The sequence below is a fragment of the Chitinophaga sp. 05T412 genome (assembly GCF_056396465.1).
Map to the genome: position 1 here is coordinate 184,208 of NZ_JBFTLN010000009.1, position 22,473 is coordinate 206,680.

The following is a 22,473-nucleotide window of genomic DNA, read 5'->3' on the forward strand; positions in this document are numbered from 1 at the left end:
GGCTTTGTGAGAAGACCATAGCGAATAGTCTTCGCGTTTACTATCTTCTCACAAAGCCGTAATTCGTAATTCGTAATTCGTAATTTTTTACTTCACTTCGTAAACATTGTCTCTTTTATTGATATCGGCTACCCAGGTGCTGCCCAGGATTACTTTTTTTATTTTTTTGGGAGATGAAAACGCGAGTGATACTGTTTTGTTTCCTTTCTCCCAGGCTGCGATGCTCCGATGAATTTTAGTGGTGGAGTTGTCGTCGAAGAAAACGGTGACATCAATGGGCACTGGTTTATTACCGATGGAGCGGATTTCTATGAGTCCTTCTTTCCCTTTCTGTGTTACTTTGCTGATGCCCAGGTCGGGATAGCCATTGTCGAAGAACCAGCTTTTCCAGAACCAGTCCATATTCTTTCCGGCGCCGGTATTCATGCAATAGAAGAAATCGTAAGGCTGTGGATGTTTTCCATGCCACTGGGCAATATAATGATGCAGGGCTTTGAGAAAAAGGCTATCTCCCAGCATATCTTTTACATACAGGTATCCCAAAGCTGGCTTAGGATAAGAATTAGTGACGTAGGCGTCTGTTGTTTGATTGGACGGCGTCGTGATTGGCAAATCAGCTGCCTTGCCGGCAATAAAATTGTAGGGAGCCATACCGTAATCGTCAACAATACTACTGTCTATACAGGGCGAAATAATCCATTCTCCGATAGTGGCCCAGCCTTCGTCCATCCAGGCATACAGCGTTTCGTTGGTACCCATATAAAAGGGGAAGATGGTATGAAATATTTCGTGGTCGGTGAGTTCAATGGCCTGGGCTTTATCTGCCAGGGGATTATCGTTTACCATCATGGGGTATTCCATCTGATCGAGTCCGTCGAACACGGTTTCATGATTGTATGGATAGGGCCATTTAGGGAAGTAGTGACTTATTTTATCTACTGTGATGCGGGCGTAGTGTATTACATCGAAGAAATCGGCGTGGGCGGCATTAAAGGCAACGTCAACGCGGGTACGTCGTTTCGTAGTGGCGTCTACTTCCACGCTGGTGGCGTTCCACAGGTAGTGGTTGCTAACGCCGATGGCAAAGTCGGTGACGTTGGTGGCTTCATAGCGCCAGGTCTGATTGCTGTTTTTATTCCGGGAGATGTTACCTGCCTTGATATCGTTACTATCGATCACAGCAATGATGTCATTACTTTTTTCGGCGGTAGCAATGCGTTGCACATATTTATCATTATACACCTCGCTGGTATTCTTAAGATCACCGGTAGCCCATACCTGGTAGTTGCCTGGTACGGTGATGGCTACACGAAAATCGCAGAAGTCGTTATAAAACTCCTGGGTACCTATGTAAGGAATCATGTCCCAGCCATTCACATCATCGTATACCGCGATGCGTGGAAAAAAGTAGGCGATGAAATAAGCGCCGCTATCAACCGCCCCGGTTCTGATATRTGTATTTTCAGTAAGGGTATAGGAAAAATCCAGGTCGAAGCGGGTGGTTTGTCCGGGGTACAATGCAGGGATACCCATTGGCATATTGGTACCGCGGGTAGCTCCTGGCAGGGGTTTATCCGTGCCATTCACTTTCATATTTTTGATGACAACCCCGTCTGTCAGATCATCGGGGGCAACCCCCATGCTTCTGATAGCGCCTTTTTGGAACAGGTTGGAAAACAGTTTTATATTAACCATGTTCAGGGTATCGGGGCTATTGTTGGTATAGCTGATTTGTTCGGTGCCTGATACCAGGTTGTTTGTAGGATCGAAAGAGACGCGGATATCGTATGTAGCTTTATTCTGCCAGTACTTGCTTCCGGGGGCGCCGCTATATGATCTGGTTTGCTGGTCATATGCCTTCCTGATGCTCAGAGGCATGTATAATGGGGTTTGTGCGATGGTTTGTTGCGCCGTTAGCAGCAGCAACAAAAAAATACAATATCTTCTCATAAGCTAAATAAAAGCGATCACATCAAATGTAGGGAATTAGTATGAAAATGCACGGCAGATGTGTGCGTTGGTCAGAAGGGCTGCCGGGTGGTATCAATAGGCATTTTCAGGGAGTCCGTTACAACATGGGCGCTATCAGTTAGTGCGGCGGTACTGTCGTTTCCGTGACTGTCTTTACCCGGTATTGGAATAGTTGGGCCCGTATGGCGGCGTTTGGCGGTATAGCCGGATACGTTGCCCTGATGTTGCATGTCTTTCATTGTCTTTTTATCAAAGAGATATTTGGGATGTTTCTCCGGCCGAAGTCCCCGGTCAAATTGCGCCTCTGCTCCTACAGCGGGCGCCTTATAAACCTTTTGGGAGGAATGACAAGCCAGGAGCACAACACAGGCTGCGGGTACCAGGTACTTCATGCAAATAAGTATGAGCGTGAGTATAGGCAAGGGAAAGGGGACACCGATATAACGTGACGAAATGGTTTTTATTATGATGAATATCCGATGAAAACAGCTGTCTGTCGTTCTATTTTGAAATTCGGGGCCCCTGTATTAATTTTAGCCTAAATTCGCCAGGTGGTCATGCCCTTGTTCTAACAATTTTTTATCTTTAACCGCTATTTCAATCCCGATGAAAACCCTCCCGCAGGAGAGTCACGGCTAACAACAAAGTACTATGAAAGTATCAACAACCAGCTTCCCAAGCGTTTTTGAGACCGCATTCGGAAACACAGAAAACTCAAGTAAGGATCTCCTCAATGGATTAAAAATTAAAAAGGACGATACCTGGTACCTGGTGGGTAACCTGGCCAAAAGAGGTGGTATCAATCCGGGGAGAGTCACCAATGCGGCTCCCTCAGAAGAGGATTACGAAATATTATTCAAAGCGGCTTTGTTGAATACGATTGATAAAGTGCAACAACCAATTGCGCTTACCGTTGGCTTCCCTTTCTCTACTTACAACATTTACAAAACGGCTGCCGAGCAGTTCCTGAGTAAAAGACATTTTCTGATTGATTACGATACCCAGACTTACAACACCAAAGGCTCTTTCAAAAAAGCCATGTTTGATATTGAAAAGTATGAGGTGATCCCGGAAATTGTGGGTGGTATTATTGGGTTAAAGAAAACCATCAATGAGCCTCAGCTGGACAACTTCATCGCCATCAGCTTTGGTTTTGGTACCATTGAAGGCGGTATGGCTACGGGCGATGGGTTGATTCACCGTACCTGTTTCAGCTCGCATGGTATTCGTTATGCTATTAACAACCTTACACGTGAGCTGAACCAGAAGCATTACCTGGAAATGAAAAACGAGCACCAGGTAGATGATGCCTTTATGAAAGGTTCCATCTTCACCAACCGTAAGCGCATTGATTTGCGTGATATGCGTAAAGGGGTGCTGACACAATATTACAAAGAGGTGGTATCTCCGTTGATGCGTAGTTATTTCACCGACCTGGATTTTGAAACCTGCGAAAAAATTTACCTGATGGGTGGCGGCGCACACTATCGTGAGCTGACCGATGCGTTTGTAGAAGAGTTCCGCGATTTTATCCCGGTAGAAGTAGCGCCTGAGCCGGAAAAGCTGATGAGCATCGGCTATMTTTACAACTCGCTGAGAATTTCAGATAATAAGCCACAACGCAGTGTAGGATTAGATCTCGGCAACTCCAGCTCTATCATCTCTACCTTTGACGATCAGATACAGCACACACCAACTATCACACCTAATCCGAATATCAATCCAAACCCGAATCCGAATCCTGTCACCCTCTAATTCTAACGCGTGATCAACGTCCGACATTTTTTCCGAAATATAATTGTACCCGGAGCTTTCCGTATTCCTAAAACCGTGTCCGTAAATGGCAGCATTGATGCTTCTGTTTCGGGACGGATTGATGGTCATGTGCGGGGCGATGTAAAAACCAGCGGCAAGCTGGTAGTGAGTGAAACGGCAAGTATACGTGGCCATATTTATGCTACCGACCTGGTGGTACACGGAAAAGTGTATGGCGATGTTTACATCAGTAACAAAGCACATATCAGCAACAAAGCGCTGGTAAAAGGCGATGTAAATGCGATGGTACTTGAAATTGAAGAGGGAGCGGTAGTAGAAGGCGCGATCCGTAAAAATGTACCTCCGGTACCCAAAAGCGAACCGCATCATACTGCCGGCGAAGCGGAAGAAGTAAAAACAGCAGCGCCTGCAGCAGTAGTTGCACCTCCGGAGGAAGAAGAACAAAACACCAGTTGGTTCTGATCCCTTCTTTGCCAACATATATCTTATTAAAAGGGCTGTTTCTACGAGAGAAACAGCCCTTTTACTTTATCGTTTATGACGCTTTAATAGCGCGGCTTTTTCAGGGGATCAAGCAGCTGGGATAACCCATTCATTTTAATCACCAGCATCGTTTCCAGGAGCATCCCCAACTTTCCCTGTGGGAATCCTTTACGTTGAAACCATTCCAGGTAACTCACCGGCAGGTCGCAGAGCACCACATCTTTATACTTACCAAATGGCATTTTCATCACTACCAACTGTTGCAATAACGCCGGATCAGGCTGAGTCATCTCCATAAATGCTGATTTAAGTTAAGCACGAATTTAAATTATAAATCGGTTTTCGCACGCTTCTTCGTATTTTGGAACTACGCAAAATACCTCCCGGATGAAAAATTACCTGTTCCTTGTACTCGCTATTTCCTTTGCCGGCTGTGTGCAGCCCGGCGGCAAAATCAGTCTTGCTAATGCCAATACAGTGGTGATAAAAGATCTCTTTGAAGCGTTTAATGCTCACGACTGGTCCCGTATGGCGGCTTGTTATAAAGATACTGCTACTTTCCTCGATCCTTCTCTCGGGCTGGGGCCTGTGCTACGTACCCGTGCACAAACGATCCAGAAGTACCAGGAATTACAGCAAATTTTTCCGGATGTGCGTGATGAAGTATTGACGATTTACGGCGATAAAAATCATATCACTGTCGAGTTTTTATCCACCGGTACAGGGCCTGATGGCAAAAAATGGCAACTACCTATCTGTACGGTGTTCACCGTTGAAGATGGTAAAATAGTGAGAGACAATACCTACTACGACAACAGTCATTGATTATTTTTTGAGCAATCCTCCGTTATCAAGTGCGGTGGAAACCTTTGCTGCGAAGGCTTTAGCAAAGGATTCCAGGCTATTTGGATTATACGTTTCCGATTGTCCGGACCAAACCAGTTTACCATCTTGTGAAAGATCATACAAGTTGCTTTCCAGGAAATAGGTTTTGTCGGTGGTATAATATCCGGGGGAGTATACGGAGTTGTACATGTAGCCATAATATCCCCAGAAGCGGCCATACCAGCCAAAAGCAGGATAAGGTGCATATACGGTGCCTGGCACATATCGGGATTCCGATTCTTTGTTTACCAATGACACGGTGAGTACCGCTGTATATCCGGCGGCTCTCATTTTATCGGCGGTAGCGGCTTTATCTGCTTCATTGCGCGGATCAAATTTCGGTGGAAAATACCCCAGGCCGCTGGCTGCTACAATGCCATGTTTTTTCAGGGCATCTACCATCCTGCCTTCTACCATTTGCTGCACATCCAGTTTGGATGTTACGGCTACCACCAGCATATTATGGAATCCTGCTGCCGGGGCTTCCGGTGCCTTCCAGGTGCCGGTCATATTTACGGTAGTGCCACATCCGCCCAATATACATAGCGCGCCTATGAGTGCTGCGGTGATGATTGCTTTCATACATGTTGTTTTTACTTACACCATAGGAGAACACGGGAAGCTAACAAAAGGTTCGTCGAGCAGAAGGCAGAAAACTACTGTAGCGAATGATTAAAGTGTATTAATACCCGCTGCAATAGCTTTTTATACTTTACCGATTATTACCGGGGATTTACCGGGAAACGGCGGCAGCCCGCCTCCCTCCTATTTATACCGCCTTTGAGCGCTGCTACATTTGTATAAAACAGCGTACAGATGTTCACGGCAACACTATCACTGATATCCATTTATCTGACCATATTACACCTGATTTATCATCAGGCTACCAGTCATACAGCATTGTTTCCTTTCCATCATGGTAAACAGCTGGCAATGCAGGAGCGCATGGGAGACATGCTGATTTCCCTGTTACTCTTCTTTCTGCCCTTGCCTGCTATATTATTGCACAGTCGTATATGGCTGAGCGTAACCACCTTCCTCACCGGTTTTTCGCTCGTGGAAGAATGGCATACCTGGCGTGAACTGTATGGCTGGAGCATAGAAAAAGCGTGGCAACAAACGGCTCTACTGGCTATTCGCCGCTAGCGCCCGTACGACGGGCACAGGCCACCCGGTAAAATTCATATCCTTTCTCCGCCCGTTGCGGCAGGTAGCGTTGCCGGTAATCTTCTGCTCCCAGATCTTCCATCAATGTAAAGTCAAATGCCTGTAAATAACCGGGCAAAGCGGCGGGCTCAAAACCGAATGTCCATTGTTCTTCCAAAGACGCTACATCCTGTAATAATTTCTCTCCACCATAAAATGCGGTTGGTTCATCCAGTACCTGCTGATGTACATAGGTAAAGATAACCGTGGAACCGGGTGCAAAGCGCTGTAAAAAGGTGAAGGTATTATCTATCGCTTCTTTATTCAGATAATTGGTTACCCCTTCCCAGATAATGGTGGTGGGCAAGGTAAAGTCGAAGTGATGAAGGGCGCTCAGCTGATCCAGGCTTTGTTTGTTGAAGTCGATCTGGTAGTAGTGTACACGGGGAGGTACCTTATGTGCCCTTAGTTTAGCCAGTTTATATGCAGCCGTGTTGGGATGATCAATTTCTACCACTTTAATATTTTCCAGGAAGGGTAAACGTAATCCACGAGTATCAAAGCCGGCGCCCAGTATAAATACCTGTTGTATGCCGTTGGTAACCGACTGCTGCAGGAGGTCATCAATATATTTCGTACGGGCGATACCGGAGGACAATGCACCTGGTATTTTTTTCCGGATAATCTTTTCTGCGATGGTTCTCCAGCCGGGGATACGACATAACCATACGCCTGTTTTCAATCCATTGTCGAGAAACCAGGTGGCAAAGCGATCGGTAAAGAGTCGTTCATTTTTGGGGCGGGTAGTTTCTATTGCTCTGAAAAGGGCCATATATTGGGCGGTTCTACTCGTCAGGTTAGCTTTCATGGAGCATATTTTATGTGGGACTATAGGTTTTGAAGAATAAATTTAACTAAAAAACAGGGACTCTCCTTTATGGCAAATGAAGTGATTTGTGCTGACAGCTGGCCTTTTTAGCTTTAAGAAAGCAGAAAGAAAAGTTCCTCGTGATCTATTTTGCGATAATTTCAAAAAATTACCTAATTTTAGAAAAAAATCTAAATTGCGTAGCTAAAATGAGCCACCCATTGAATATTGACAAATTAGACCTACAGATCATCTCGGAGATGTCAACCGATGCCGGGATCTCTTATGCCGAATTAGGAAAAAAGCTATTTGTTTCCGGCGGTACTATTCATGTACGCATTAAGAAGCTGCATGAAATGGGCGTCATCAAAGGTACCCGGTTACAGGTAAATCTGCGTGCCATTGGTTATGATGTGCTGGCCTTTATTGGTATTTACCTGGAGAAGAGTTCGCTCTATGAAAGTGTTGCCAAACAATTATTAAAGATTCCGCAGATTGTGCGGTTGAACTATACCACCGGCTCCTATAGCATGTTTGCAGAGATTATCTGTAAAGACAGCGGAGAGTTACGGAAAATTTTACAGGACGATCTGCAACATATCAAAGGTATTGAGCGGACAGAAACCATTATATCACTGGAAGAAAGTTTCTCCAGACCGATTAATGTAAGTGAAGTAATATAAAACCATCATCCTTCGATACAGGCGCTGCTTATAGATAGCAGCGCTTCTTTTATGTGCTGACGGGTCATGATAAGTAGTGCTATCAACGAAAAGTTAAAGTACGCCTACTGTTTTCTTCCCGCAAAATTTTATGCTAGCTTCCCGTAAATAATTTACTACGATATGAAGCTCTTTTTACTTCCTGTAGCAGTACTATTTTTGTTCTCCTGTAGACCAGTACCTCCAAAGTCTTATTACACGGGACTTTACCCTCTTCAAACTTACGACAGCTCCCGTCGCTTTGATGAAAATTTTCGCCCGGTAAAAATTGATTTATTCTATCCGGCCAGCAAAGTATCTGGTACTGACCCATTGAGCTTTGGTGAAATACTGGATATGGCATCCCTCCGGTTGGACTATCATTTGCCCAAAGACAGTTGTCACCTGGAGAGCCAGATGATTGCCGATGCCATTGCGAAGGAATGGAAGCTGGACAGCGCCGTACGGCTATTTCATTATAACACGGACATCTACGCGGCACCGCACCCGGGCAAGGATAAACGAAAATATCCTGTTATCATTTATGCAGCGGGAATGAATGGCAGCAGTTGGGAAAACATACTCCTCTTCCGCGAATTGGTGCAACAGGGCTATATCGTGGCGGCTGTAAGCTCTGTGGGGCTTTATCCCGGCTATATGACCGCTGCGGTGGACCTGGAGGAGCAGGTAAAAGATATCCTCTTTACCCGGGAACAATTAGCACAAGTGCCAATGGCAGATACTACCCGTGTGGGCCTGTTGGGTTGGAGTATGGGTGGCAGCGCCATTAGTAACGCAGCCATGCGACGTCCGGATTTCAAATGTCTGTTATCATTTGATGGTACCGAGATACATCGTTACGGCGGAGAAGCGGAATGGGATAAAGTATATAATGAAATAACGCGTGTACCAACTGTAGTACCACAAAAAATAAAGATTCCCTATTGCTACCTGAGTAGCGAACATTCGCCCAAAGTGGACTCTATCTATGATGTACAACGGCAAAGCGCTGCAACGCCTCAATACTTTATTAAATTCATGCATGCGCGGCACGAAGATTTCAGTGATATGATGGCTATCGCCATGAAGGTACAACCTGCTGTGGGTGATTTAGATCAGGGCCGGCAACGGGATATCCGGCGTCTCACGGGGTTGTTTTTCGACGAATATTTAAAAGGGAATACGCAAACAGGATTTGGGCATTATGCAGACTCACTGGTGAATACACAGCCTGCAAAATATAACAAGGAATACTGATTAGCTGTTAGCTTTTAGCAAAATGCAGCAGAGATATAAGCAAAGTAAAATAATATTTACGCTTATATCTCTGCTGCATTTTGCTAAAAGCTAAAACCCTATTCCTGCACCAACTTCCGCGCATCGCGGGTGCCGGCATACAGTTCATATTCGAGAAGGCGACAGTCGATGGTACTGTTATAAAATTCTATTCTGCGTTTGGCTTTCAGCCCTATTTTCTTGGCCAGTTCCAGGTTACCGGTGAATACGTAACCATGATAGCCGCCACATTTTTGTTTCATGAAATCACCGATGCGACCGTAGGTTTCTTCCAGTGCCTCTATTTCACCTAAGCGCAGGCCGTATTCTGGGTTCATATATACCACGCCAGCTACGCCTTCCGGCACTTCAGTGCTGGCAAAATCGCATACGCGGAATTCAATCATATCTTCAACGCCGGCGGCTTTTGCATTTTTGCGGGCGTTAACGATAGCCATGTCGCTGAGATCTGTGGCGATAATACGCAGGTCAGGTACTTCCGTGATTTGTTTTTCCAACAGGCCTCGTTCTTTGAGGTATACATCTTCCTTAAAACCCTGCAGGTGCATGAAAGCATAATTATCCCTGAACAATCCCGGACGGCTGTTAGTGGCTATCAGCGCTGCTTCAATGGCTACGGTGCCGGAGCCACACATCGGGTTGATGAACGGACTTTTGCGGTCCCATTTAGTGGCCAGGATGGTGGAGGCAGCCAGTGCTTCCAGCATCGGCGCCCGGCCGGGTATTTTACGATAACCGTGGCGGGCCAGGGAATCGCCGGAAGTATCTATAAATATTTCTGCGTTTTCATTTTTCCAGAACAGGTGAATAACGGCGCCGGTCAGCTCCGCTCCGGTAGAAGGACGTTTGCCTGTTTTAGCACGCATACGGTCTACTACCGCATCTTTCACGCGCAGGTTGGCAAACATGCTGTTGTTGATCGATTCATTCTGCACATTGCTGGTAATGGAGAAATAGCCATCCTCCGGCAAGATGGTTTCCCATGGGAAGGTATGCAGCTGACTGTATATTTCATCGCCATCCAGCGCCTCAAATTGCTTCAGGCTATAAAGTACCTGGCTGCCGCAGCGCAGGTTCAGATTCAGGCGGATACATTCATTGAGAGAAGCATTCAACCGTACACCGGTAACGAATGTTTCTTCCACAGTAAATCCCAGGTCTTTCACTTCCTGCTCCAGGAAGGGTGTCAAGCGCTTGTTACAGGTGATTGTAACGGTTCCCTTTGTTGTATATAATGACATAAGGCGGCAAATTTACCATTCTTTATGATAATCGCCTTGTATTCCTTATTTTAACGTGCACACTTATATCCCATACTCATATGCGACACTATATTTCTCTACTTTGGATGACGGTACTATATATACCGCTCCAGGCCCAGGTAAAGGCCACGCTGATCCGTCATGAATTGATAATGCCAAAGCCGGTAACCCCGTCCAGTCATGCTTCTACGATTGTTGCCCTGCCGGATGGCCGGTTGATGAGCGCCTGGTTTGGCGGCACGGAAGAAGGCAATAAAGACGTGGCGATCTGGGGTTCCGTTTATGAAAATCACCAGTGGCAGCCGCCGGTACAAATGGCCGATGGTATTATCAACGACCAACTCCGGTATCCTTGTTGGAACCCGGTATTATTCCGCACCAGGGCTAATTTGCTTTGCCTCTTCTACAAAGTGGGGCCTAGCCCGCGGGAGTGGTGGGGCATGGTCCGCTACAGCCGCGACAACGGCAAAAGCTGGTCTTCTCCCGAAAAACTACCAGACGGCATGCTGGGGCCTATTAAGAACAAATGTATTCAGCTGGCGGATGGACGCCTGTTACATCCTTCCAGCACCGAAAGTGTGAAGGGCAATATCTGGGTATCGCATATGGAAATCAGCGATAGCACTGGTCATCAATGGCAAACCGTTCCTGTTCCCTGTGATACGTTCGGGATTATTCAGCCCACCATTCTTCATCACGCAGATGGCCGTTTGCAGGCGTTGTTCCGCAGTCGCCAGAATGTAATTGCCAATAGCTGGTCGGATAACAATGGCGCCAGCTGGAGTACCGTTACCGGGTTATCTTTACTGAATCCTAATTCTGGTATTGATGCGGTGACCCGGCCGGATGGCTTGCAGGTGCTGGTTTACAACCCGACTATCAGTGGCAAAGACTGGTCTAATGGTCGTAATGAGCTACGGGTGGCTGTTTCAAGAGATGGTCTCCAATGGAAAGATGTATATGTGCTGGAGAAACATAAAAGTGGCGAATATAGCTATCCTGCTATAGTCGCCACCGCAGATGATTGGGTGCATATTACCTACACCGATAACCGGAAAAATATTATGGCGGTTACCTTACAACTGAAATAATCAGTTCCATATTTCATTGGCAGCCGTCAATATCACGGGGTCCTGGTCGGTGACCACAATCGTATGTTCATGCTGGGCTACGAAGCCACCTTTGTTACCTATCAGCGTCCAGCCATCCTTGCTTTGGTTGGCGAAAGACGAACTGGTAGAAATAAAGGTTTCGATAGCCACCACCGCATTCTTTTTAAAGCGGGTTCTGTTAAAGCGTACATAACAGTTGAGGATATCGTCCGGGGCCTCGTGTAAGCTTCTACCAACACCATGTCCGGCCAGATTGCGAATCACGGTATAGCCTGATTTCCGGGCTTCCATTTCAATCAGCTTCCCCACATCAGCTACACGGGTACCGGTTTTAATATGGTGAATGGCTTTATGCAAAATCGCCTTGGACGCGTCTACCAGGGCCTGATGCTGATGAATATCTTCTCCGAGAACAAATGATCCACCATTATCCGACCAGTATCCGTTCAGTTCAGCGGATACATCGATGTTGACCAGGTCACCCTCCTGCAATATTTTTTTCTCTGAAGGAATGCCATGCGCAATTTCATTATTCACGCTGATACAAGTCCAGCCGGGAAAGCCATAGGTCAGGCGCGGAGCTGATTTAGCACCGAGTTTTTTCAATATTTCTCCGCCGTATTCATCCACCTCGCGGGCGGTMATACCCGGACGGGTGTAATGTCTCATTTCCTTCAGCGTGATGGCCACGGCTTCACTCACTCTTTTCATGCCATTCAGTTCAGCTTCTGTAGTTATTGACATATCTTTTTTTATTAAAAGTACTAAAATAGCCGTTAGCTTACATCAATATGCCCCACTCGTCGTCACGCTCCGGATAGTCTTTAAAGCGTTCATCGCCGCCTCTGTCTTTCCAGTCGGAATCTATTACCAGTTTAGAACTGATACCTCCGCGTGGATTACAGATCAGCGTTATACGCAAACGATCGGCTTCGTACACTTCCATCATGTGATCATAGATGATGTTAATGAGGCGTTCATAAGACACGATGATATCACGCAGGTGATACACGTACAGCTTCAGCGACTTCAGTTCTATGATCTTATTCTTTGGATAGAAAGTGATATACAACTTCGCAAAGTCCGGCTGTTCGTGCATTCCGAGGAAAGTAAACTCCGGTACCTTTATCTTCATCTCATACTTTTCCTTAGAGGGGTTTGGCAGTCCTTTCAGGATTGTTTTATCGATGTGTTGATAGAGCTTCTTTGTCATAATAGGAAGGCTTGTGATTGATAGTGATCGCAAAAGTAATATCTCTCCTCCTCAATTCTTCCGGCAATCTACACAAGATAAGTTATTACTGGATATACTTTKGCGGTACTTCATCTGTGAGCCAAACGCCATTAGCAGATAAGTAAAAGGGAATTCCATCCCGATGCATTTGTCCGCTGCAAATGGTTAATATCTTAGCCACTCCTCTCCTGTTACCTACATTTTCGGCGGTGCCCAGGTTTTCGGAGAGATGTACATGGTGACGGTTCATTCTTTGCAGGCCGTTTGCCCTGATGTCTTTCATGAATTTAGGCACCGTGCCATGATAAAGGAATTCCGGCGGCATAGCTTGCGGGAGGTCCAGTGCTACTTCGATGGAATGTCCCTGGTTAGCACGGATGCGTGTTTTATCTTCGTTAAAAGCAAAGCGTTGCTTATCATTTTCTGTCACCACTGTTTCCAATGTTGCAAAGGTGAGGTGATGGCCATGCGCCTTGCATTGCTGCAGCAGCGTGGCTACATCTGCCCAGCCATGGTCGTCGAGTGTAAGTCCAATAGTTGCTGGATTATGTCTGAGAATAAGGCTCAGGAATTTACTGATTGATTTAATGTTCATGTTATTTCAGTTGATCCCTTGCAGTCATGAGCGCATAGCCTAACAGGTTATGCCCCCGCCACTGTAAAGGATTTTCTACGTGTGCGTTGGTGGCAGCCATGCCAATGCCCCAGATGCGGTCCAATGGGCTGGCTTCTACCAGTACACGATCGTATGTGTTTAGTAAAAAAGTTTTTAATGCCGGGTGTTGCGAGAATTTATGATAATTCCCAGCCACAACCAGGTCAAATTTATGAGCGTCCCAGATGGCGGGATCAAAATTTTTCACCTGTCGCCCCAGTTTTTTTGCCTGTGCAGGAGATCCCGCCTGCAGTACTTTTTCGAAGATGTCGGTGTCTCCGAAAAGTTTGGCTTTACCCGCCATCATCCAGTGTTCTGCTGTTGCGTAGGTATGATCATCCACTGTGAAGGCAGCTGGCCACCACTGACTAAAGCAACTCTGGGTAACACTACCGTCGGCGGCTGCCCGGTGGCCCCAGAAAAACAGGAATTTTATCTTCTCTTTGGCCTCATACTTAGCGATGAGCCATGGGTTATTATACGGCATGTGGTGCAAATTTATTTTTGAAAGCCTGTAGGTTATGCCGATGCTCTGATGTGTCGTACACGGCAAATACTACTTTTTCGAAGGCATTTTTAAATGTTTCATTCTCCAGGATATGCTGTGCAAACCAGTTGGCTATTTCAGCCGGATTGTTGCGAAACACGCCACAGCCCCAGGCGCCGAGGATAATGGTGGTTTGTTTATTTGCTACTGCTACCGACAAAACCTTTTCGATCCTGGCCAGCATTACGCTTTCTATTTCGTGCAGGCGATGCCGTTCGTTATTCTTTACGGCGCCGGCGTTAGCAGCAGGTGCGGTAATGATGGATACCTTGTAAGGTTCATCAATGAAGATATCTCTATCATCTCTGAAAACAGGCACCAATGGGGAATAAATCATGTTATCGGTGTACAAACAGGTATTGTTGGCGCGATTAATATCGTACATCGCCCTTTTGGAAATCAGCGAAGCGTATAGTCCGCTGGCCCTGGCCAATGCTTCTTCCTGTGCCTGTGCGCCTCCCAGGAATCCGCCTCCGGGATTTTTAGCAGAGGCAAAGTTGAGGCAGCAAACATGGCTGCGACCTTCCTCTACTACCAACCGGCGCGCTGCGGCGAAGGTGGTTTCATCGGTGACGGTGATATCAATGGGTCGAACCGGAGCTGCTGTCAGCACCTGATCTCTTTGGGCAAATACAGTATCAAAATCTTCTGGTCGGTAGTGAACAGTATTGGCAACGGTATATCTCAATGCAGCACTGATGTCTACAGCTTCTTGTTGTTGGTTTTGATAATAGCCAGCCTCTATAATATCCAGGGTTTCGTATGCTATCACCGCTCTGTGGCTTTTTTTCATATCGTTTTAGTTGTTATCAGGATTACGGGATAATAAATTGGGGTTAACTATTCCATAATAACTGAAGGGTCAAAAAATTGTTTACGTCAATCTGACGCAAAGTAAAGAAATATTTATTTATCTACCATATTTTTTTTCGGGAGATGGATAACGCGGGCGGGAAACGAAGGCGGAGAGCGGGTTACAGGTGGTATAAATACAAACGGCGTTTTCCGTGAAGAAAACGCCGTTATATAAGAATAATATGTATCAGCACTACTTACCAGGTGCGGGCGCTGGTGTTGCCGGCAAGTGCGAAGTGTCACTACCGCAACCACAAACGGCGCCGACAGGTTTCAGCTTTGCAACGGCATTAAGTAAAGAATCCACCTGCTTCATATCTTTTGCATTTTTAGTATCCACTGCTTTCAGGGAAAAACCAACGGTCTCCAATTCTTTCGTGAAACGATTAAACGCCTCCTTATCAGAAGGGGCCAGCGTAACGTTTAGCTGTTGGCTCAAACTGGTTTCGAAAACAGTGGTTCCGAAGAGTAGCACATCTTCTGATTCATCCGCTACTATAACATACGCCTTTCGTTTCTGTGGCAATGGGATCATGTCATCGGGTGTATAAAAATTATATTCATTGTTGCCGCCTTCCTTTAAAACTCCGAACAGATACGCTTTATCTTGCGGGATCACCATAAATACCTTGGTTTTTGCTGTAACGGTTCCCGTTACACGTACTATCAGCTTACTTTTCAGGTATTCGGGGTTACTGTCAAGCAGCAGGTCTATATTAAACCATCCGAAGGTATTTATCTCAAAGTTATAGTAACTATTATAAGTAACACTTTCGGCTGGCCGGAATTTGGAGCCGGGGTCATTTTCCAGTGGCAGCGGATCTCTATTTTGTACCGTCACGGATTTGCCGTTATCCAGCAACAAGGAATCTTTTTCATGCTGCAACTGCTTAACGGCGCTCAGATAGGCGCTACAACTGTCAACAGCATGACCTGCCTGCTCATAACCTGCCAGGTCTATCCGCTTGCTTTCATTTTCGATGTATGCCAGGAGGTCATGCATAGGTGCGCCTTTCAGGGTGGGAAATGCCGTCATCGCTGTCTGATTGTAGTCTTCGAACAGTTGATTGGCGTAGCAATCGCCGCTGGCCATTACTTTCATATTGTTGACGATATAGTCTTCCAGCCATTGATAGGAATGGCGGGCCGTGGTATGGAGTAACGGTGGACCAGTGAGCTTTTTATCAATCGCATGACAAGCAGCACAGTTTTGCTGGAATATCTTCTTTCCGGCATCCAACTGAGCAGTCTTTTCGTCCGGCACTAAATCCTTGGGATCGGTCCAGTTAATAGTGCTATCCTTGGTATATTCCCCCTTAAAGAGCTGCATACCTTTGGTGATAAAAGGTGTTGGCAGTTTTACCCCTATCGGTTTCACAATGGCGGCATCTGATTTATTGACCGGCGCTATATAAATCATACCACCACTGCTCAGTGGTTGCCCGTTGCTCTGCGTGTATAATCCTGCCTTCACAATGTCAGCAATCGAATAGGCTTCTTTTACTTCCAGCGCTACGGTATGCCCGGCTTTAGTACTGATAGCACCAGCTTTGATGTAGATGAGGGCCCCTTTGCTGGTTTTCAGCACCGTATCGCTCCGGATATCGACAGTAAAAACCTCGGATGGCAACCGTTGGGTAAGAGATTGGGGTTCATTACTACGGTTATTACAGGCGATACAAGCCAGTAACAGGAGACAGTACAGCAGGTATTTGTTCATAGATAGAGATATTCAGGATATAAAGATACATCCCGCTTACGGGTTCACCTTTGGCATTCCACACTTTTTTATCTTGATTAAAAAAAAACGTATAACCTGCAGGGTTAGTGTTAACTTAATAGTACCAAACCCATTGCCTCCGTGAAAACGGAATTAGGCCATCTTCCCGGCTCGGATGCCCTATAATTTTCCACCACGACATTAATATTAGCTATATCCTACCTAAGGCCATCGGTAAACATCGGTGGCCATTTTTTTGTTAACATAAGACACTCACTAAAAACATCATTCCATGCAGGTATTAATTGTATTAACATCGCACGATGAACTGGGTAATACTGGCCACAAAACAGGATTCTGGATAGAAGAATTTGCGGCACCTTATTATGTGCTGGCTGATGCCGGCGCAGACATCACCCTTGCCTCCCCTAAAGGCGGCCAACCACCTATAGACCCTAAAAGCGAGCTGCCCGAATTTCAGACGGCAGACACCACCCGCTTTAAACGGGATGAAGCCTTGCAAAAAAAGCTGGCACATACGGTGAAGCTAAACGAAGTAGATGCGGCTGATTACGACGCCGTGTTTTACCCGGGCGGTCATGGGCCGCTATGGGACCTCGCCGGTGATCCCAGCTCCATTGCATTGATCGAAGCCTTTTATCAGCAGCACAAGCCCATCGCGTTTGTGTGCCATGCCCCCGCCGCATTGGTAAAGGTAAAAGATGCACATGGCGATCCGGTAGTAAAAGGTAAAGAAGTAACCGGGTTTAGTAATACAGAAGAAGAAGCGGTGCAACTTACCAACGTAGTACCATTCCTGTTAGAAGATGAATTGAAAAAGCTGGGAGGTATATACAGCAAGGGGAAAGACTGGCACCCCTATGCCTTGAAAGACGGGTTACTGATCACCGGCCAGAATCCGGCATCATCGACGGAAGTAGCCAGGATATTAATGGAAACGTTAGCTTAATATACGGAGAGGGACTTCCATCCCTCTCCGTTTTTGCATAAAAAAAACACTACTTCGCTTTGTAAGCTTCATTCTGCTCCATATTGATATTTGCATTCATTTCTGATTGCGGAATAGGCAGAATGGTTCGTTTGTCCGTTTTATCAATCGCAATACTTCTACCAGAAAGAAATTTGGTAAAACTCAGTTTATTGCGGGTCAGATCAAACAGTCGATGGCCTTCAAACGCAAGCTCCTTGCGGCGCTCATCCAGCACAATTGTTTTCAGTGCATCGCCGGTAGCGGTAACTGGCTTCCAGTCAACATCTGCACGGCCACCTACTACATCCACATCTGCTGCGGCAAGTCCATCCAATCCTTCATTTGCGCGGGCTTCTGCGCGGATCAGGTATACTTCTGCCAAACGAATCACCCGCACAGGTTCTTCGTAATTAACATTGTTCGTGTATTTGGTAATCAGGTAAGCAGGGTTCTCTCCATTTTTACGGCTGCCTTTCGTGACAAAACTGCGTCTTATATCAGTGGCGGCGTATTTCTTGTACAGGTCTTCAGTGGCCAGCCCATCTCCATAACTACCCGACTGCCAGTAAAAGTTTACCAGCGCATCACTATCCAGGTTGTCGAGGATATTATACTGAATTTCGAAAATCGCTTCCACACTGTTCTGCTTCCTGGATTCCTCCACCATAGTAGCACGCGGCAGGAGGTTATATCCCCCTTTCGCAATCACATCGGTTGCCAGTGTGTCTGCTGCCACCCAATCACCTTTATACAGCTGGACTCTGGATAACAAAGCTTTGGCGCCATAGTAGCTCATTCTGCCACGCAGGGAAGATTTAAAACCTACGGGCGATTTAGGCATCAGACTCATGGCTTTGTTAAAATCGGCGATAATTTGTGTGTACACTTCTTTAGCCGTGTTACGTTTCGGCGAAATTACCTGGCTGTTATCGGTGCCACTTTTCAGCACCACCGGTACTCCCAGGTGGGAACCATCGGCCGTATAATTGTAAGGCAGCGCAAAAAAGCGCATCAGGTCAAAGTAAGCGAGGGCCCGCAGTGCATAGGCTTCACCGATAATAAACTGTGCCTCTGCTTTATCCGCCTCGGGATAATCATTCGCTTCCGCTTTTGCTATAAGCAGATTCGTGTTGACAACCACCCGATACAACTGTTTCCATAAATCACTGGCGGTACCATCCGTGGCATTCACAATGTATTGATCGTAGTTCAGATAACGTTTCTGGTTAACACTGCTTACAAATCCATTGTCACTCATCAGATCCGGCAGCACCATAGCATGACGGCCATAATAAGTCAGCGGTTGCATGAGAGAATAAACACCGGTAATAGCGGCGCGGGTTCCCGGCAGGTCTTTCACCACCAGATCCGCATCCGTTTGTTGCTGTGGATCTAAGTCCAGAAAAGTTTTTTTGCAGGACATCGTCAGCACAAGACCTGCTATGGCATATATATAGATTGACTTTTTCATGTTAGTTTAATTTGAAGATTAAAACCGGATATCGATTCCCAGTACAACTGTTTTATACATCGGTGCGTTTTGATCCGCCTGTCCATCAATACCCACTTCAGGATCAAAATTCATCCGTTTATCTTCTACATAGGTAAACAGGTTACTTGCTCTGGCATAGATGCGTACACCGCCCATGTGAGCAGCTTTCATCATATAAGCAGGCAGGTCGTAAGAGAGTGAGATATCGCGTAAACGGATATAGTTACCGCTATAAAGGAAACGGGTGGAACTGTAACCGCCAGACTGTGTGCCTTTATACACTACTTTCGGTACATCCGTTATATCGCCTTCCTGCTGCCAGCGATGCAGGTAAGTGTATCTGGGCAAGCTAGAGGCGCCATTCAATGGTGATGCACCGTCACCATTAGCATTAGATCCCCAGTTATCATAAATCTTGTTGCCGTAATTGAAGAACACCAGGCAGCTTAAGGAGATACCTTTATAAGTGAACGTGTTGGTTAATCCTCCAAAGAATTTGGGCAACGCACTGCCCTGATCGTATTGTACCGCATTACCATATACATTGGTGGTTTTTGTTTTAGTACCATCTGTATACCAAAGGGACTCTCCATTTTTAGGATCTACGCCGGCATATCCTTTTAAATAAATCTGGTAGAAGTCGCCGCCTACGTGACGATCATAGATATCAGAAAGAATAGGGCTATTTAAAGCGGTGACTTCATTCTTCAGTGTTGAGATATTAAAGCTGGTATTCCATGCAAAGCCATTGTTGCGGGATATAATGTTCTGCGTATTTACCTGGAATTCCCATCCGCTGTTTTTCATTTCACCAACATTTGAAAAATAGCTGCTCAGGCCATTAGTGGCGGAGATAGGCATATCCAGCAGCAGGTCGGTAGTTTTACGGGTGTAGTATTCTACGGTACCGGTAATACGATTGCTCAGTACGCCGAAGTCGAGGCCCACATTAAATGGTTTATTCTTTTCCCAGGTCAGTCTTTTATTACCATATCTCGAAAAGTAGTAGCCGGGGCTTTGGTTATAATCGGTATTGCTATAAAGTCCGCGGGACACGAAATCACCGATATCCTGGTTGCCATTTACCCCGTAGCTGGTGCGTAAACGCAGCTCAGACACCGCACGTACGGATTTCATAAATGCTTCATCTGCGATATTCCAGGAAGCACCTACTGACCAGAAGTTACCGAATCTGGTAGCGGTTCCGAAACGGGAAGAGCCGTCACGGCGCACAGATGCGCTGAGGTAATAACGGGATTTAAAGTTATATCCGGCGTTGGCGAAAATAGAATTCAGGGAGTTACCTGTTTCATTGGAGCCGGCAGCAGTAGCGATAGCAGCATTATCCATGGTATAAGTACCTGGCAGGAAATTTTGCACGGCCGCATTATTACCACCGGAGCTCACTTTCTGTGCTTCATACCCCAGGTAAGCATTGACACCATGTTCTCCGAAATTTTGATTAAAGCGGAGAATACTGGTATTCACCCAATTGAATGTTTTATAGGTAGCGTAAGATCCTTCTCCTCCATTGGTGCGTGCAGTGCCAATACCACCTTTATAAAACACCTGTGCATCATTGTAGTTAAAGTCAATGCTGGATTGATTTTCGAGGCTGAGTGATTTAGTGAAATCATACTTTGCACTGGCATTTGCTACGGCGCCATAGTCGGAACGAATGTTCCAGTTTTCTCTGACGATGGCCAGGGGATTGTATTTATTCAGGTAGCTCAGGTCGTAGGTGCCATCATTATTGAACACGCGTAACCAGGGCATATAGCGTTTATACATTCTTACCGGGTTGCCGTTGGAGCCTGCGTCTGGTTGATCACGGCGTTGACGGTAACTCAACTGTATCCCTAATTTAAAAGACAATTTATCGGTGGCCTTATTGCTGAGTTTAAAATTACCGGTGGCGCGTTTAAACTCGCTGCCTTCCAGTGCGGCCTTGCTGGTATAATAACTCCCGGAGCCATAGAACGTTGTTTTTTCTGTTCCGCCGCTGGCAGAGAGATCATACTGCTGAAACTGACCATTGCGTGTCAGCACATCAAACCAATCGGTATTAACGGTGGTATCGATGCCGGCAGTTTTAAGCTCCGACTGGAAATAGGCTTCGTCTTTCCCTGCATTCTTCACGCCTTCTCTCAGCAGGGTAATCATTTCGTTGGTATTGAGCGGATAGAGGTCTTTATTCAGTGTGACTTTATTGAATCCGAACTGGGAAGATGCATTGAATTTTGTTTTACCGCTTTTTCCTTTTTTGGTCGTGATCAGGACTACGCCGTTAGCGGCACGGGAGCCGTAGATAGAGGCTGCCGCCGCATCTTTCAACACGGTAAAGCTTTCAATATCGGCGCTATTGATGCTGCTTACACCGGTGGCAGCTAATGGAATCCCATCTACCACGTAGAGCGGTGAGCTGCCGGCGTTCACGGACCCCACACCTCTTACACGGATATCCGGCGCAACGCCAGGTTGGCCGGTGCCGCTGGTAGCCATTACACCTGCTACATTCCCCTGCAGATTTTCCTGTACCGAAGCCCTGGGAGAGCCTTGAAAAGCATCTGGTTTCAGGGTGGCAGCGGAGCCGGTGAAGCTCGAACGTTTTTGTGTGCCGTAGGCCACTACCACCACTTCATTCAACGGGTTGAGACCGTCAGGCAGCAGGAGATTCACCACCACTTCTTTGCCGCTGAGTGTAATGCTGGCCGAAGCTTTTTCAAAGCCGATGGAAGAGGCGACAATAGTATAATTACCTTCTTTTAGTCCTTTGATGACGAATATACCTTCTGCGTTGGTAGTCGCGCCCTGTGAGGTACCAGCAACATGCACCGTGGCGCCGGCAATCGGATTGCCTTTGGCATCGGTGACTTTACCGCGCACCTGGCCATCTTCCTTCACTACCGTGGTATTCACGGTGGCAGGCGTTTCCACTGCACCATTATAAATAATAAAATGATCGTTTACAATCCTGTAGCGTAGCGGTGTTCCGGCCAGTAATAAATCCAGCTGCTCCGAAATGGTACGGGTACCCTTCGGTATAGAAACGTTGTTGAAAGCGGCCACCTGGTCCTGGGTATAAATAAAACGCACTTCCGCGAGGCGTTCAATACGTGACAAGGCAGCATTCAAAGACTCGTGCTGCACACTTAAGGTAACTGTAGTTTTGGCCAGGCTTTGCCCTTTACCGGGAGCGGCCATTAACAATTGTGTGCTGGCAAAAGTGATGGCGGCAGCCATTACATTTAATCTCATAAATAGATTCAGTGTTCTTTGGTTGATAACCATTTTGGGATGACGGCGCAAAGCAGGGCCTTGCGCATTCGCCCCTGGCAAAAGCGTAAAATTTTGCATAAATTGCAATGGGTTTTAAGTGTTCTACATAAAGTATTTGAAACCTGTTAAGCAATCCTGGTAGCAGCCGGGGTTGCTTTTTTTCTTATATAGCTAATTATAACAGCATCATTTTTGTTTTT

Annotated in this window: 22 protein-coding genes; 8 read left to right on the forward strand and 14 right to left on the reverse strand. The window is 46.3% G+C overall.

From position 1 onward, the window contains the following. Positions 1–87: 87 nt before the first annotated feature. Positions 88–1,950 (reverse strand): M1 family metallopeptidase, encoded by a 1,863-nt coding sequence (locus AC1DFM_RS20635; RefSeq protein ID WP_477078645.1) that lies wholly within the window; start codon positions 1,948–1,950, stop codon positions 88–90. Between the two features lie 71 nt (positions 1,951–2,021). After that, complete coding sequence (locus AC1DFM_RS20640) at positions 2,022–2,363, reverse strand: hypothetical protein (RefSeq protein WP_477078646.1); 342 nt, start codon at positions 2,361–2,363, stop codon at positions 2,022–2,024. A 259-nt stretch (positions 2,364–2,622) separates the two neighbouring features. Here AC1DFM_RS20640 and AC1DFM_RS20645 point away from each other — a divergent pair, with 259 nt between their 5' ends. After that, positions 2,623–3,726 (forward strand): ParM/StbA family protein, encoded by a 1,104-nt coding sequence (locus tag AC1DFM_RS20645; protein WP_477078647.1) that lies wholly within the window; start codon positions 2,623–2,625, stop codon positions 3,724–3,726. Positions 3,727–3,735: 9 nt separating this feature from the next. Next, a complete protein-coding gene (locus AC1DFM_RS20650; RefSeq protein WP_477078648.1) occupies positions 3,736–4,209 on the forward strand; it encodes a bactofilin family protein in 474 nt (157 codons plus the stop codon). Positions 4,210–4,292: 83 nt separating this feature from the next. Here the strand turns inward: AC1DFM_RS20650 and AC1DFM_RS20655 are convergent, their stop codons facing one another. Continuing rightward, positions 4,293–4,526: a DUF3820 family protein gene (locus tag AC1DFM_RS20655; RefSeq protein ID WP_291924249.1), complete on the reverse strand. Its 234-nt coding sequence runs from the start codon at positions 4,524–4,526 to the stop codon at positions 4,293–4,295. A gap of 91 nt (positions 4,527–4,617) precedes the next feature. Here AC1DFM_RS20655 and AC1DFM_RS20660 point away from each other — a divergent pair, with 91 nt between their 5' ends. Further along, positions 4,618–5,055, forward strand: a complete 438-nt coding sequence (locus AC1DFM_RS20660; protein ID WP_477078649.1) for a nuclear transport factor 2 family protein — start codon at positions 4,618–4,620, stop codon at positions 5,053–5,055. On the opposite strand, the gene AC1DFM_RS20665 is transcribed toward AC1DFM_RS20660, so the two are convergent. Next, a complete protein-coding gene (locus tag AC1DFM_RS20665; RefSeq protein WP_477078650.1) occupies positions 5,056–5,697 on the reverse strand; it encodes a DUF4136 domain-containing protein in 642 nt (213 codons plus the stop codon). A 234-nt stretch (positions 5,698–5,931) separates the two neighbouring features. Here AC1DFM_RS20665 and AC1DFM_RS20670 point away from each other — a divergent pair, with 234 nt between their 5' ends. Then, complete coding sequence (locus tag AC1DFM_RS20670; RefSeq protein ID WP_477078651.1) at positions 5,932–6,261, forward strand: hypothetical protein; 330 nt, start codon at positions 5,932–5,934, stop codon at positions 6,259–6,261. On the opposite strand, the gene AC1DFM_RS20675 is transcribed toward AC1DFM_RS20670, so the two are convergent. Continuing rightward, positions 6,248–7,129, reverse strand: a complete 882-nt coding sequence (locus tag AC1DFM_RS20675; protein ID WP_477078652.1) for a class I SAM-dependent methyltransferase — start codon at positions 7,127–7,129, stop codon at positions 6,248–6,250. The two genes, AC1DFM_RS20670 and AC1DFM_RS20675, sit on opposite strands and share 14 nt — an antisense overlap. Positions 7,130–7,338: 209 nt before the next feature. Here AC1DFM_RS20675 and AC1DFM_RS20680 point away from each other — a divergent pair, with 209 nt between their 5' ends. Next, complete coding sequence (locus AC1DFM_RS20680; protein WP_089897409.1) at positions 7,339–7,812, forward strand: Lrp/AsnC ligand binding domain-containing protein; 474 nt, start codon at positions 7,339–7,341, stop codon at positions 7,810–7,812. Between the two features lie 162 nt (positions 7,813–7,974). Then, a complete protein-coding gene (locus AC1DFM_RS20685) occupies positions 7,975–9,087 on the forward strand; it encodes a prolyl oligopeptidase family serine peptidase (protein ID WP_477078653.1) in 1,113 nt (370 codons plus the stop codon). A 98-nt stretch (positions 9,088–9,185) separates the two neighbouring features. Here AC1DFM_RS20685 and AC1DFM_RS20690 read toward each other — a convergent pair whose 3' ends face one another. Continuing rightward, on the reverse strand, positions 9,186–10,367 hold the full coding sequence (locus AC1DFM_RS20690; RefSeq protein WP_477078654.1) for a THUMP domain-containing class I SAM-dependent RNA methyltransferase: 1,182 nt from the start codon (positions 10,365–10,367) through the stop codon (positions 9,186–9,188). A 107-nt stretch (positions 10,368–10,474) separates the two neighbouring features. Here AC1DFM_RS20690 and AC1DFM_RS20695 point away from each other — a divergent pair, with 107 nt between their 5' ends. Further along, complete coding sequence (locus AC1DFM_RS20695) at positions 10,475–11,479, forward strand: sialidase family protein (protein WP_477078655.1); 1,005 nt, start codon at positions 10,475–10,477, stop codon at positions 11,477–11,479. Here the strand turns inward: AC1DFM_RS20695 and map are convergent, their stop codons facing one another. The 6 genes from map to AC1DFM_RS20725 form a co-directional block, all read right to left on the reverse strand. After that, positions 11,480–12,244 (reverse strand): type I methionyl aminopeptidase, encoded by a 765-nt coding sequence (map, locus tag AC1DFM_RS20700; protein WP_477078656.1) that lies wholly within the window; start codon positions 12,242–12,244, stop codon positions 11,480–11,482. 37 nt (positions 12,245–12,281) lie between these two features. Further along, positions 12,282–12,713, reverse strand: a complete 432-nt coding sequence (locus AC1DFM_RS20705) for a preQ(1) synthase (RefSeq protein WP_477078657.1) — start codon at positions 12,711–12,713, stop codon at positions 12,282–12,284. 85 nt (positions 12,714–12,798) lie between these two features. Beyond that, the gene (locus AC1DFM_RS20710) at positions 12,799–13,329 is read right to left on the reverse strand and encodes an RNA 2'-phosphotransferase (protein ID WP_477078658.1); all 531 of its coding nucleotides are present in this window, start codon (positions 13,327–13,329) and stop codon (positions 12,799–12,801) included. 1 nt (position 13,330) lies between these two features. Then, positions 13,331–13,876, reverse strand: coding sequence for an NADAR family protein (locus AC1DFM_RS20715; RefSeq protein ID WP_477078659.1), 546 nt, complete (start codon positions 13,874–13,876; stop codon positions 13,331–13,333). Then, on the reverse strand, positions 13,866–14,729 hold the full coding sequence (locus tag AC1DFM_RS20720) for a TIGR02452 family protein (RefSeq protein WP_477078660.1): 864 nt from the start codon (positions 14,727–14,729) through the stop codon (positions 13,866–13,868). The genes AC1DFM_RS20715 and AC1DFM_RS20720 overlap by 11 nt, the downstream gene beginning before the upstream one ends. A 255-nt stretch (positions 14,730–14,984) precedes the next feature. Then, positions 14,985–16,511 carry a c-type cytochrome gene (locus AC1DFM_RS20725; protein WP_477078661.1) on the reverse strand — a complete coding sequence of 509 codons (1,527 nt, stop codon included), beginning with the start codon at positions 16,509–16,511 and terminating at the stop codon, positions 14,985–14,987. 292 nt (positions 16,512–16,803) lie between these two features. Here AC1DFM_RS20725 and AC1DFM_RS20730 point away from each other — a divergent pair, with 292 nt between their 5' ends. Further along, entirely contained in the window at positions 16,804–17,481 is a 678-nt protein-coding gene (locus tag AC1DFM_RS20730) for a type 1 glutamine amidotransferase domain-containing protein (RefSeq protein WP_477078662.1), read from the forward strand. Between the two features lie 49 nt (positions 17,482–17,530). Here the strand turns inward: AC1DFM_RS20730 and AC1DFM_RS20735 are convergent, their stop codons facing one another. Together AC1DFM_RS20735 and AC1DFM_RS20740 are read right to left on the reverse strand one after the other, a co-directional pair. Continuing rightward, a complete protein-coding gene (locus AC1DFM_RS20735; protein WP_477078663.1) occupies positions 17,531–18,973 on the reverse strand; it encodes a RagB/SusD family nutrient uptake outer membrane protein in 1,443 nt (480 codons plus the stop codon). Between the two features lie 18 nt (positions 18,974–18,991). Beyond that, entirely contained in the window at positions 18,992–22,252 is a 3,261-nt protein-coding gene (locus AC1DFM_RS20740; RefSeq protein WP_477078664.1) for a SusC/RagA family TonB-linked outer membrane protein, read from the reverse strand. Positions 22,253–22,473 lie beyond the last annotated feature (221 nt).

Coding starts and splice junctions, on each gene's coding strand:
- AC1DFM_RS20640 (WP_477078646.1), bottom strand. CDS start 2,363: ATGAAGTACCTGGTACCCGCAGCCTGTGTTGTGCTCCTGGCTTGTCAT.
- AC1DFM_RS20655 (WP_291924249.1), bottom strand. CDS start 4,526: ATGGAGATGACTCAGCCTGATCCGGCGTTATTGCAACAGTTGGTAGTG.
- AC1DFM_RS20660 (WP_477078649.1), top strand. CDS start 4,618: ATGAAAAATTACCTGTTCCTTGTACTCGCTATTTCCTTTGCCGGCTGT.
- AC1DFM_RS20665 (WP_477078650.1), bottom strand. CDS start 5,697: ATGAAAGCAATCATCACCGCAGCACTCATAGGCGCGCTATGTATATTG.
- AC1DFM_RS20670 (WP_477078651.1), top strand. CDS start 5,932: ATGTTCACGGCAACACTATCACTGATATCCATTTATCTGACCATATTA.
- AC1DFM_RS20675 (WP_477078652.1), bottom strand. CDS start 7,129: ATGAAAGCTAACCTGACGAGTAGAACCGCCCAATATATGGCCCTTTTC.
- AC1DFM_RS20680 (WP_089897409.1), top strand. CDS start 7,339: ATGAGCCACCCATTGAATATTGACAAATTAGACCTACAGATCATCTCG.
- AC1DFM_RS20685 (WP_477078653.1), top strand. CDS start 7,975: ATGAAGCTCTTTTTACTTCCTGTAGCAGTACTATTTTTGTTCTCCTGT.
- AC1DFM_RS20690 (WP_477078654.1), bottom strand. CDS start 10,367: ATGTCATTATATACAACAAAGGGAACCGTTACAATCACCTGTAACAAG.
- AC1DFM_RS20695 (WP_477078655.1), top strand. CDS start 10,475: ATGACGGTACTATATATACCGCTCCAGGCCCAGGTAAAGGCCACGCTG.
- AC1DFM_RS20705 (WP_477078657.1), bottom strand. CDS start 12,713: ATGACAAAGAAGCTCTATCAACACATCGATAAAACAATCCTGAAAGGA.
- AC1DFM_RS20715 (WP_477078659.1), bottom strand. CDS start 13,876: ATGCCGTATAATAACCCATGGCTCATCGCTAAGTATGAGGCCAAAGAG.
- AC1DFM_RS20720 (WP_477078660.1), bottom strand. CDS start 14,729: ATGAAAAAAAGCCACAGAGCGGTGATAGCATACGAAACCCTGGATATT.
- AC1DFM_RS20725 (WP_477078661.1), bottom strand. CDS start 16,511: ATGAACAAATACCTGCTGTACTGTCTCCTGTTACTGGCTTGTATCGCC.
- AC1DFM_RS20730 (WP_477078662.1), top strand. CDS start 16,804: ATGCAGGTATTAATTGTATTAACATCGCACGATGAACTGGGTAATACT.
- AC1DFM_RS20735 (WP_477078663.1), bottom strand. CDS start 18,973: ATGAAAAAGTCAATCTATATATATGCCATAGCAGGTCTTGTGCTGACG.
- AC1DFM_RS20740 (WP_477078664.1), bottom strand. CDS start 22,252: ATGAGATTAAATGTAATGGCTGCCGCCATCACTTTTGCCAGCACACAA.